This is a genomic window from Flavobacterium sp. HJSW_4, assembly GCF_042436695.1.
Lineage (GTDB): Bacteria > Bacteroidota > Bacteroidia > Flavobacteriales > Flavobacteriaceae > Flavobacterium.
In genome coordinates, this window is sequence record NZ_JBHNPP010000060.1 from 1 (window position 1) to 12,410 (window position 12,410).

3 protein-coding genes are annotated in these 12,410 nt (G+C 30.6%); all 3 read right to left on the reverse strand.

Annotation, left to right across the window (positions count from 1 at the left end; genetic code table 11):
* Positions 1–1,529, reverse strand: a 1,529-nt coding sequence (locus ACE01P_RS23950; protein ID WP_379701578.1) for a condensation domain-containing protein, incomplete at its 3' end; no start/stop codon positions are given.
* 4 nt (positions 1,530–1,533) lie between these two features.
* Positions 1,534–5,985, reverse strand: a complete 4,452-nt coding sequence (locus ACE01P_RS23955) for a beta-ketoacyl synthase N-terminal-like domain-containing protein (RefSeq protein WP_379701579.1) — start codon at positions 5,983–5,985, stop codon at positions 1,534–1,536.
* Positions 5,975–12,410: amino acid adenylation domain-containing protein (locus tag ACE01P_RS23960; protein ID WP_379701580.1), on the reverse strand; the 6,436-nt coding region annotated here is incomplete at its 5' end. The genes ACE01P_RS23955 and ACE01P_RS23960, both read right to left, overlap by 11 nt.

Consider the following 12,410-nt stretch of genomic DNA (forward strand, 5'->3'; position numbering starts at 1 on the left):
AAATAATCGATGCTCCCAATAGCTTTATCTTGTCCTTCAATACATTGGGCCAAAAGATTCTCAAAATGAACAAACATTCGCTCTATAAATAAAGCATCATAAATATCTGTATTGAACTCTAGTTCTAGTTCAATTGAATTTTTAGATTCAAAAAACTCAAAGTTAAGGTCATGCTTGCTAGACTCTTTTTGAAAATTATTGTTTTTAGATACCTTTAAGCCATCTAAAACAGATTCGTTACTAAATATTTTATTCTGATTTTGAAGTACCACTACTACATCAAACAGAGGTGATCTACTTATATCTCTTTTAAGTTTTAAATCATTAATTAGTTCATTAAATGGGTATTCCTGATATTCAATTGCTTCAAACAAGGTAGTTGTCACATTCTTGAGAAGATCATTAAAGTTATTATTTTTTTCAAATTTTGTTCGTAACGCCAAAGTATTAACATAGATGCCGATTTGATTTTCAACATCTTGATTTACCCTTCCCGCAGTAACAGTCCCTATCGTAATATCATTATTATTGGTGTATTTATAAAGCAAAAGATAAACAACCGAAACTAATGATGAAAATAAAGTAGTGCTATTATTTTTAGTTATATTAAATAATCTGCTCGAAATATCTTCGGAAAATTGATATTTTATTTTCTTCCCGTTATATGTCTTAATTTTCGGTCTCTGTTTAAAACTTGGTAATTCCAAATGTGTTGAAAAATCAGCAAATTTGCTCGTCCAATACAATTTATGTTTTTCAAAATAACCATTTTTTAAATTATTTTGCTGCCATTCTGAATAATCTTTATATTGTATCCTAAGAGGTTCTAAGCTAAGCTTATTATTTTGATTCAGGACTTTATAATTAGACAGAACTTCATTAATCAACAAATTAATTGACCAGCCATCACAAATAATATGATGAATATTAACACATAAAATATATTCATCTGAGTTCTTTTGAATCAAACTACATCTGAATAATGAATCTGTTGATAAATCAAATGAATAATCAATTTCGGCTGTTAGAATGTCTTTTATGTTTCCTTCTGCATTATTTTGTTCTCTAACGTCCTGAAAATTTAATTTGAATTTTGATTCGTCTTCCTTTAGAATAAACTGTCTTACATCACCCAATTCATTTTTTTTGAATATTGTACGTAAAACTTCGTGTCTTTTTACTGTTTCAATTAAAGATAATTCGAAATTATTCTTATTTATTTTACCATTTAAATTGAAAATTTCTAAAATATTATATGCAGAAGATCCTTTACTCAATTGGCTTACTGACCAAATAGGCTGCTGTAGTGAAGAAATTTGATAGCTTTTTTGCTTTATCACATTTGGAATAACAACGACACTTTTAAATTGATTACTATTTTTAAGAAACGAAATAATTTCTTCTTTTCTAGCTTTCAGTTCTTCTAAAATATCATTTGAAATTTTATCATTATATTTAATTTTAAGATTTTCATTCTCTAAAGAAATATGTATTTTATTTTTTCTTAATTTATTTAAAAAATCCTTCATTATATTATATTGTTATCTCATTTTTAAATTCAACATTACTATTCAACCATCTTTCTTTATCTATTAAGTTAGCAATATCTTGTATATTCTTATTATTAAAAAAATCACCTATAGCAATTTCAACATTAAATTCTTTGCTAATCTTTTTCAATAAAACCATTGCTTTTAGAGAATCTCCACCCAGTTCAAAAAAATCATCTTTAATCCCAATATCAGTCATTCCAAAAAAATCATCAAAAATCAATTGAAGTTGTTTTTCAATATCCGTTTGAGGAGATAGATATTCAGTTTGCATAAATGGTCTCTCCGTTTTTTCAGTGATATGTTTATCATAAGAATCAATATCTTTAATCATAAATATGTTGCTTAATTTTAAAGGAATGTTTTCCTTAGAAACATAAACCACATTTGTAGATTTAATATCCAGACTTTTTTCAAACACTTCAATTACTTCATCAACTGACAAAATGTTAAGATGACTTGTATCAACGGTTTCATCAAAATTTATTTGTGGAAACTGGACACTTTTAAAATTTCCTGATTTACAAATAGCAAAATGATCTATATAAGCATTTGCTGCAGCATAAGCACCTAAATTAATACCACCTAAAGTCGCTGCCAAACTGGAGCTCATCCACATAAAGTCCAGATCATAATTTTGGAAAACATAATATAAATTTTCGACTCCTTTCGCTTTGGCAGACAACATCTTTATCATCTTATCAAATGATGTGTTTTCGAGTAACTCACCATCATTATTGTCTACATTCCCAGCAGTATGTATGATTCCGTTGATAGTATTGAATAAATCCTTGTTTTCTAATACTTTTTTCTCTATTTCAACTACATCTGAAATATCTATACTTAGATAAATCACATTCTCATTTAATTTTTTTAGTTCCTGATACCTTTTTTCATTCAACTGATTTCCTTCTTTATCAAGCTTGCTTCTTCCAATCAATATTACGTTTGCCTGGTATTTGTCTATTAAATGCTTCGCTATTGAAAAACCTAAATTCCCTAAACCGCCTGAAATCAAATAAGTTCCTTGTTTTTTAATAACTAATGATTCTTTTTTGTTTAGATTCTGAAAACTTTTTTGGAAGTCCTGAACCCATCTCTGACCAAATCGGTATGAAACTATTCGTTCTGACTTCATGTCATTGTTTAGAATTTCAAAAACAACATCTTGAATCATTTTTTTAGTACCATCATTTAAATTGATATCAATATTTCCTGTTGCAATCTGATTTTCAAGAGGCAAAACCTTTAGCAATCCAAATAACAAAGACTGTGTATAATTAATATTTTCATTACCAAGTACGTTATGCAATTGATTTGTAATTATAAAAATATTCTTATTTTTTCCATTACTCCATGCTTTTATAATTCTTGTCTGACAAAAATAAATTAGATTGAATGCTAAATTTTCTTCAGAGAACACTACATCCGTTGAATCGATATTTAATCCCCATGAGTAAATAACATTGGAGATAGTTACTTCTCCAAGTTCTATATCTTCAAATAGCTTATAAAAGTCATTACTGTCAAATGGATTGACTGTATATAGTGATGAAGAATGTTTTACATAAAATTCTCCTATCAGAACTTGAATTACATTGTTACCATTACTTGAAATCTCTGTAATTATTTCTTTCGAAAAATCTAAATCGTCTGAAAAAAATAAAAAGGTCTTAGAATCTAAAACTGAATTAAGATTAAGAATTGATCGTTTCCATGAAGGGAAATAAAAACTATTTTCTAAACTAATCAAGCCAACATGCTGGTTATTTGCACTAAATAATTTCTCCAGATTTATTTCTGCAGGATACTTTGTTTTATCAAAGGCATAAGTAGGTAAGGAAATTCGGCACCTTTCTTCATTTATGTATAACTCTTGCCACTTCACTTTTATTCCGAATGTCCAAAGCAATCCGAGTTTTTCTAAAAAATACTTTTCATCATTCTCAATTGTTTTTATTGGTCTTAAAATATTTACTGCTTTAATATTTTTATCCGTTTTTTCCTGTTTAAGTAAGCTACTTAATGCTCCTCCAGCTCCAACCTCAATAAAAACAAGATTATTTTCTAGTAAAATATTTTGAATTCCTTTTGAAAATTTAACAGTATTCCTAAGTTGATTTACCCAATATTCACCTGATGCTGCTTCTTTCTTTGTAATTAAATCCCCTGTTAAATTAGAAGCAAACTGTATTTGTATTTCATTAAATTCAATTTCTGAAAACTCCTTCTCAAATTCATTAAGAATAGAATCCTGCATGCTTGAGTGGAAAGCATGAGATGTGTGAAGCTTAATATGAGGTATTTCTTTTTCTGTAAGTTGTTCAATTAATACTTGTATCGCATTATCATTTCCAGAAAAAACCACTTGCTCAGGTCCGTTTATTGCTGCAAGTGAAATTTCGTCATTAAGAAAGCTTTGGGCTTTTAATTCATCTATTGATGCGCTAATCATTGATCCCTTAGACAAACTGCTCATTAATTCTCCTCTCTTAATTACTAATTTCATTGCTTGTTCAAATGAAAAGAGTCCACTTATACAAGCTGCTGCATATTCGCCAATACTATGACCAATCATACGACTTGGTACGATACCGTAATTTATTAATAGCTTAGCTAATGAATATTCTAAAAGAAAGATAATTGGTTGTGCAGAAGAAGTCTCATTGATAATGTGCCTTTCTTCAAAATTGTCAGAATATATAATCTTTTTAAAATCCTTATTTGTTAATTTATTTAAAAGCTGAAAACCACTATCCATATATTCTTTAAATATAGGATTTGAATCATATAAATCTTTCCCCATATTAACATATTGAGAACCTTGTCCAGGAAACATGAAAACAACTGAGTTTTGCGTGTTTTTTATCTTTTCAGTTGTTTTCTCTTGCTCAATAATAGCTTCTATTTTCTCCTGCAGTTCATTTTTATCTTTGAATGTAAGTGAAAGACGATTTTCAAAATTTTGACGTCCAGTCTGGTATGTATAGCACATATCAGACAAATTTAAATCTTGTTCTATTTTTAAAAAATCATTTAATTTATTCAGGTATTCTTTTAGAGAAGTGTCTGTTTTTGCAGATAAAACAAGTAATTTATACTCTTTCTCAAAAGAATTACGGTCAATACTTGGAGCTTCTTCAAGTATTACGTGTGCGTTCGTCCCTCCTACTCCAAATGAATTGACTGCCGCTCTAAGAGGAGTAGTTCCATCAGATTTCCATTCGGACAGCTTGTCATTAACAAAAAATGGCCCTCCTTCAAAATTTATATTTGGACTTGCTTCTTTAAAGTGTAAGCTTGCAGGAATCTTTTTATTTTTTAAACTCAAAACTGTTTTAATAAATCCGGCTACACCTGATGCAGTATCTAAATGACCTATGTTTGTTTTAACAGATCCTATAGGACATCGCATGTTTTTATTATAATCAAACGAAATATTAAGTGCCTCAATTTCAATGGAATCCCCAAGTTTTGTACCTGTACCATGTGCTTCTACATAACTGATAGTTTCTGATGCAACTCTTGAAAATTTTTGAGCCATTTTAATACAAGATACTTGCCCTTCAATGCTTGGAGCCGTGTATCCTACTTTATTAGCACCATCGTTATTTACTGCACTTCCTTTTATTACAGCATAAATATTGTCTTTATCTGCAATGGCATCTTTTAATCTTTTTAAAACAACTACTCCTGTTCCTTCACCATCAACTGTTCCAGTTGAATTCTTATCAAAAGCTTTGCAATGACCATCATTTGAAAAAATTGATCCTTCGTTATACACATACCCTTTAACATTACTGTTTATTAGTGAAGAAGCTCCTGCAATTGCTATTTTGGTTTCACCAAAAATTAATGCCTTACAGGCTGTATGAATTGCAACTAATGATGTTGAGCAAGCCGAATTAATAGATATTGAAGGCCCCTTCAATCCTAATTTATAAGAAACCAATGTGGCCAAATAATCTTTATTATTAATTTTATTCAAATAAAAATCATTGACTTTTTCTTTTTCTTCTGAAAGTGCAACATATGATTTCCATAGCACATCATCTCCTGCTCCTGCATAAACTCCTACAGGTTCATTAATATTTTCTGGTATGTACCCAGCATCTTCTAATGCTTCCCACACACATTCATGAAAAAATCTATGTCCTGGATACATCATCTTAGCTTCATCATTTGAGTATCCAAAAAATTTAGAATCAAAAAAATCTTTATTTATCAAATCTGAAGTACAATTAACATAATTCTTGTTTTTGATTAAAGATTTACTCATACCCAACTCGATCAACTCATCATCCGTTAAAAATAGTAATGATTCTTTTGATAAAAGTAAGTTTTGCCAAAACTCTCTCCAAGTTGAAGCTCCTGATGTTCTAAATGACATCCCAATTACTGCAACTTCTAATCCAGAATATTCATTATGATTCATTGTTATCAAAATTTAATAGATTATATGATTCTTCCATTACTCTGTAAAGCTCATCTGTTTTACTCTCACTTTCTTTATTATCTCTCGATAACCCATTTTTAAAATTAGAATAGATATGTTCTGAAATAGCATAAATATTTGGTAAATTAAAACCTTCCATTAATGTTATATTTGTTTGAAATTCCTTATTTATAGCATTAAGCATTTTTATAATCAATAAAGAATTCCCTCCTAAATCAAAAAAATTGTCTTTAATCCCTATTTTTTCAATTCCCAAAACATTTTGCCATATTTCTATTAGTTTTATTTCTATATTGTTTTTTGGAGCTACATATTCTTTCTTAAAAATGACTAATGCTTCAACACTTGGTAGAGCTTTTCTATCTATTTTACCATTAGGTGTTAATGGGATTTCATCTAAATGAATAAAATGATTTGGAACCATATAATATGGCAATTTATAATGAAGATATTCTTTTAATTCAGTAGAATCAATCGTTTTATACCCTACATAATATGCCATAAGATTTGTGCTTCCTACTTCATTTTTATTAGCAATTACGACAGTCTTATTAATTCCTTCAAACGTTAATAAAGTATTTTCAATTTCTTCAAGTTCAATCCTGAATCCATTGATTTTAACCTGATTATCAAGCCTTCCTAGATATTCTAAAGTGCCATCTGGTAACCATCTGGCTAAGTCACCAGTTTTGTAAATTATCTTACTAATATCAGAGGAACTAAATTGAATAAATTTATCAGCTGTTAATTTTTCTTCTTTATAATATCCTCTAGCGAGTCCATCTCCTCCAATATATAAATATCCTTTTACACCTATTGGACACAATTCTTTATTATCATCCAAAATATAAATTTGGGTATTTTGTATTGGTTTACCAATATTCAATACAGCGTTTTCCTGAGCTTTTTGAAAAGTTGACCAAATTGTAGTTTCTGTTGGTCCATACATATTATATATAATTGAGTCAGTATGCAATCTAAGATTATTTAGTAATCGTTCTGGAAATTTTTCTCCTCCGACAATTATATTTTTCAATGATTTTAAAAATAATCTGGAACTATGATCTTCTAACAATGCTTCTAAATAAGAAGGAGTTATCTGCATTGTAGTAATTGGATTGATACTTGATTTATCAGATTTACTTCTTTTATAATTATTTTTAAGCTCTGTTAGATTTTCTAATCCATTCAGAACATCTTCGTCTTTAATTCCAAAATCAACCAAGCAAGCTATTTCAGTAACACCTATTGAATAAATACTAGAAAGAATTTCTTTACAAGATTCCTTTGTGCCTAATAAGGCGGAGGTTTGCCAGTATCTTTCAAAAGCTAATTCCAGTAAATCATTCAAATCTTCATCTTTTATTTTTGTTATATCACGATTCAGATCCGAGGCTAGTTTTTGAATTAAGCCAACACTTGATTTAAGATAAGATTTAAAAGGTTCCTTAACAATATTTCGTACCTCTTCAATATCTGTTCCTATATATGTATGTAGCATCAAAGATATTTTAGCTTTTTCAGTAGAAAAACCATTTTCAGCTAATGACTGTTTATAAATTTTAATATTATCACGTAAATCCTTTATTTCTTGACCTAATAAGTGAGTCAATATATTTGCTCCAATTTTTCCTGCGCTTCTAAATGTTTCAGAATTTCCTCCAGAAGTTATGTATATTTCTAAATTAGAATTAAATGGCTTTGGGTATATTTTTATATCAATTTCTTTGTCTAAGCCATTTTTTCTCTTGATAGAATCTCCTTCCCATAGTCTTCTCAATTCCTCTATTTGTCTATACATTATCTCATGGCGGTTTAAGAAATTTTCTGGGTTCAATACAAAATCATCTGCATGCCATCCAGATGCTATTGATAATGCAACCCTGCCGTTTGATAAATTATCTACAACAGCCCATTCTTCTGCTACTCTTACAACATCATGTAAAGGCAATACAACACTTCCCGATCGAATCTCAATGTTTTCTGTAATAGTAGACAAACCAGCAGCTAATACTGATGGATTTGGAAATATCCCGCCAAATTCATGAAAATGCCTTTCTGGCAACCATATTGCTGAAAAATTATTCTTATCAGCATAGAACGCCGATTCTTTTAAAAACTGATATTTATTATTTGTAGAATCATCTTGACTTGAAAAATAAAACAGACTAAAATCCAATGTCTCTGAATAGTCTTTTAGAAATGAATTAAAATTATTAATTGTGGTATTATCTCCTTTCAGAGTAACGGTAATCCCTTTGGTTAAAGTCCAAAATAATTCCAGAATCGATATATCAAATGAGATAGATGTTATAGCCAATAGGTGATCTTCTTTTTTTAAAGAAATCGAGTCACTCATTCCTGACAGAAAGTTTATTACATTTCTATGTTCTACCATTACTCCTTTAGGATTTCCTGTGGTTCCCGAGGTGTAAATGACATACGCTAAATCATTAGCCTTATTAATCTTAACAAGATTTGATTTGGAATATTTTTCCTGAATCTCATAAAATCCTTTAAGAAAATCCGCATCTACTAAAACTTTGCAATTACTGTTATTTTGTATATAATCTATACGCTGTTCAGGGTAATTGATATCTATTGGAACATAAGCAGCCCCAGATTTTAGTATCCCTAAAAGAGCTATAAGCATCTGTTCGCTACGATCGATTTTAATTCCCACCAAATCATCTGAGGTAATTAAATATCTCTCTCTTAAATAGCTACCCAACTGATTAGACTGTTCGTTGAGCGTCTTATAACTAATTTCTTTATCCTCAAAAATAACCCCAATATTATCCGGAGTTCTGGCAACCTGCTCTTCAAATAAATCGATTATTGTCTTATCCTTCTCATAATCTGCCACAGTATTATTAAACTCTAACATTAAGCACTGTTTCTCTTCAACAGTTAAGTAGTTTATATCTGCAATAGCGATTCCTGAATCTGTCATAGACTCACTTAGTATATTCTCAAGGTGTGAAAACATTCTCTCTATTAAACAAGTATCATAAATATCTGTGTTGTATTCTATAACAAGGTCTAATCCCTCTTCTATTTCTATAAATGTAAAACTGACATCAAATTTAGAGGTAGCATTATTCAAATCATACCTGTCAACTTTAATATTATTCAGATTTTCCTTAGACAGACTGTTTAATTGGTTCTGATTTTGCAGAACTACTAATACATCAAATAAAGCTGAACGGCTTGTATCTCTTTTTAAATTCAATTTATCAAGAAGAGCATCAAAAGGATAATTTTGATGTTCATACGCTCCTAATAAAGTATTCTTTTGCTGATTTAACAAATCGATAAAACTATCTTTATCATTAAAACGGGTGCGAATACCTAAGATATTTAAATAAAGTCCAAGCTGGTTTTCCAAATCAGGATGGTCTCGTCCTGCGATAGGTGTTCCCACTATAATATCATTTTGACCCGTATATCGATAAAGCAAAACCTTTATACCAGTCATTAAGGTCATAAACAAAGTAACATCCTCAGATTGAGAAAACCCTTTTAATTGTTCTAAAAATGATTTTGAAAATCGATGATTAAAGCTAGATCCGTTATAAGTCTGAACTACAGGACGTGATTTAAAACTCGGTAAATCCAAAACAGGCAGTTCCCCAGAGAATTGCTCTAACCAATAGTTTTCTGCCATCTGATGCTTTTCTTCATCTATTGATTCATTAAGCCACACCGCATAATCCTTATACTGAATCCTTAATTCAGGTAATGTTATTTCTACCCCCTCTTTTAGGGCATTATAGACACTAGCAATCTCTGAAATTAATATTTCCAATGACCAACCGTCTCCAATAATATGATGCATCGATAGGGAAAATACATATTCTTCTGCTTTTAATTTAAGTAAAGAAGCTCTAATCAATGGGGCATGCTCTAAGTGAAATGGCTCATTTTTGGTCTGCTTTAAATAACCAGCAATTGCTCCTTGTTGATCTTCTTCAGAAGTAAAGTCTTTTTCTGTTATTGCAAAATTTATATGATCAGAAGCAAGCACATACTGATTGATTTCTCCTTCCTCATTGGTTTTAAAATACGTTCTTAATATTTCATGACGATGAATCAACAATTTAAATGATTCTTCAAATTTATCATAATCAACAGCTCCAGTTAGTTTAATAGCTGCTGGCATATTATAAGCCAAAGAACCTCCTTCAAGTTGACTCAATATCCACAATCTACTTTGTGAAGCTGTTAATGGATAGGCTTGGGCTTGTGTTGCTTTGGGTATAGGTAAATATTCGCTTTTTTTTAATTGCCTACTTAATGCTTTTATGGTTGGATTGACAAAAAATATTTTAAAGGATATTGTTTTACCTAATTGTTTATAAATTCTATTAACAACTTGACCAATCATCAAGCTATGACCACCTAGCTCAAAGAAATTATCGGTTATTCCTATTTTTTCTATCCCTAAAACTTCTTGCCAGATTGCAGCCAGTTTTTCTTCAGTTTCATTTCTTGGCGCTACATATTCTTTTTTAATGATGTCTTGACCTGTTACATTTGGAAGCGCTTTTCTGTCCACTTTGCCATTAGCAGTCAGCAGAAAACTTTCTATCTCTATATAAAAACTCGGCACCATATATTCAGGCAGCTTGTTTTGCAGATAGCTTCTAATTTCTGATTTTTCAATCTCTGATTTAGAAACATAATAGGCCACTAAAGCCTTCTCTTGATTTATCTCTTTGGCTTCAACAATAACCTGTAGTATCTCCTCTGAATATTGGGATATAGCCGTTTCTATCTCACCTAGTTCTATTCTAAATCCCCTTATCTTGACCTGATGGTCTTTTCTGCCTAAATACTCTAACTCTCCATTTTTCAAAACCTTTACAATATCTCCTGAGCGATACAAAGTTTCCCCCTTTATAAAAGGACTTTTAATGAATTTTTCACTTGTCAAGTCATCTCTATTTAAATATCCTTTAGCAAGTCCTTCTCCTCCAACATAAAGCTCTCCTGGAACGCCAACTGGACTTAAGTTCTGGTTTTCATCCAGTACATAACAGCTTGAAGTAGGAATAGGCAAACCTATGTTACTTATATTGTTCTCAATTTCTGTAATGGTGATTTCCTTGTAAGTGACATGCACTGTGGTTTCAGTAATACCATACATATTTACAAGTTTTGTCATCGGATATTTTTCAACATAACTCGATAAATTTTGAGGATTTAATGACTCTCCGCCAAATATTATAAAACGTAAAGAAAGGTCATTTGACAATCTCTTTAATTCTTCAAGTAATAAATTATAAAAATTAGACGGCGTCTGATTCAGTATAGTTACTCTTTCCTGAATTAAAATATTAAGAAATGCTATCGGATTTCTTGCTGCTTCTAATGAAATAATCACCAGTTTACTTCCATTAAATAATGCACCATACATTTCCCATACCGAAAAATCAAAACAATATGAATGAAACATCGTCCAAACATCATCTGGATTAAAATCGAATAACACTTTATCTGTCTTTAGCAATCTAACAATATTACTATGCTTGATCATTACCCCTTTTGGGTTTCCTGTGGTGCCAGAAGTATAAATTACATAAGCTAAATTTTGCGGAGTGATTATTTTCTCCACATTGCTTTTTAAATACCTATCCTTAAGCTCGTTAAAATGTTTTAACACTTCTATATCAACAACAATTTTACAATTACTGTCCTTTTCTATATAAGCTATCCTTTCTTGCGGGTAACTTAAGTCTATAGGCACATAAGCTGCTCCTGACTTTAGTATCCCCAAAATAGCCACTATCATTTGCTCGCTTCGCTCTAGCTTTATTCCTATCAAATCCTCAGCCTGTATCTTATAGGTTTCTCTTAAATAAGCCCCTAACTGATTGGACTGTTCATTGATTTCTTTATAAGTCAGCTCCTTGCCTTCAAACACAACCGCTATATTGTTTGGAGTTCTATCTGCTTGCTCTTCAAACAAATCAATAATTGTCTTATCCTTTGGATAAGCAGCCCCAGTATCATTAAATTCCTCTAATAATTGCTGCCTCTCTGCTTGGGATAAATAATCGATGCTCCCAATAGCTTTATCTTGTCCTTCAATACATTGGGCCAAAAGATTCTCAAAATGAACAAACATTCGCCCTATCAATTCAAGATCATAAATATCTGTATTGTAATCGATAGTCAACGCCAAGCCGTCTAATTCTGCGAAATTAAAACTGATGTCAAATTGAGCGGTATTATTTGTAAAGTTATAGGAATCAACCTGAAGACCAGATAATGATTCTTCATTTCTTAAACCTAAAACTTGAGATTGATTCTGTAATACTACCAATACATCAAACAAGGCGGAACGGCTAATGTCCCGCTTTAGGTTAAGTTTACTCACCAGCTCGTCAAATGGATAACTC